This is a genomic window from Gordonia asplenii (assembly GCF_012933505.1).
Classification (GTDB): Bacteria; Actinomycetota; Actinomycetes; order Mycobacteriales; family Mycobacteriaceae; genus Gordonia; species Gordonia asplenii.
Genome location: NZ_JABBNB010000083.1, coordinates 1 through 1,007, shown reverse-complemented (window position 1 = coordinate 1,007; position 1,007 = coordinate 1). Strand labels below are relative to the sequence as shown.

The window sequence follows — 1,007 nt, the reverse complement described above, 5'->3', positions numbered from 1 at the left end:
TGTCGAACGCGGTGGAGAACCGATACGGATCCGACGGCAGACACGGCAACGGCAGTTTCGGCTTGCGGTAGCACGCCGGAGCCTCAGACGCTGGCGCTGACGCTGCTTCTGCTTCTGCCGTTTCTGGTTCGGGCTGCAGGGTGGCCGCGTCGCGCGGCTCTGGTTCGTCAACTGGTGCTGCGGGTTCGGGTTCGGGTTGGGGTTCAGTGGCCGTCGTCGGCGCCGCGTGCGGCTCTGGCGTGGCTGCTTGGCTAGTTTCTGGTTCGGGTTTCGTGTCAGCGGCCGGTTCGGTCTCGTCCGCCGCGGCTGCCGGCTCGGCCTCATATGATTCCGAGTCCGTCACGGTCGGAGACGCCGCCTCGACGAAATCCAAGTCCAGCCCCAGCTCCGGCTCGCCGTCAAAGACTCCATCGGTGTCTGTTGGCGGTTCGGGTTGTGTGGTGGGTGGGTTGGGGAAGTAGCTGATCTTCGTCTCGGGGCGGTCGGCGATGTCGCGGACCTGTTCGCCGGTGATGATGCCGTAGCCGTCGACGTAACCCATCCCATCATCTGTGGGGCTGTCGGGGGTGGTGGTGAGGGTGGCTTGTTCGGTGATCACGTGCAGCGCAATCACCACCTGCGCCTGCGACACCCCTGCCGCGGTGTCGTCGGGGTCGCCGGTACAGGTGTTGGGGTCGCCGCAGTCGCATTCGAACGCCACCCCGTGCAGCCGGGCGATCACCGCATCTGAGCGCCGCGCCCCCCGACGCCGCGGATCGTTGCTGCAGCAGACGCGTGTGATCAGCGCGTCGATGGCGGCGAACGCCGTCGCGACATCCTCCACGGTGGCGGTGGTCCGGAGTTCGGCCATCCCATCGGAGAGGGGATCGGTGGTCACGGTGCGGGCGGCGCGGGCGTGGTGGTGGCGTCTGCGGACGGCGTCGGGGTCGTGGCGGAAGATCGCCGAATCCACCAGGGCATCCAACCGTTTCCCCGACCACGATCCCCGCCCCACCCGCCGCGCGATG

General features: G+C 68.0%; 1 protein-coding gene. It reads right to left on the bottom strand.

The genetic code is table 11. The features are described from left to right. The coding region (locus tag HH308_RS29285; protein WP_170197819.1) for a DUF222 domain-containing protein at positions 1-1,007 on the bottom strand (1,007 nt) is incomplete at both ends.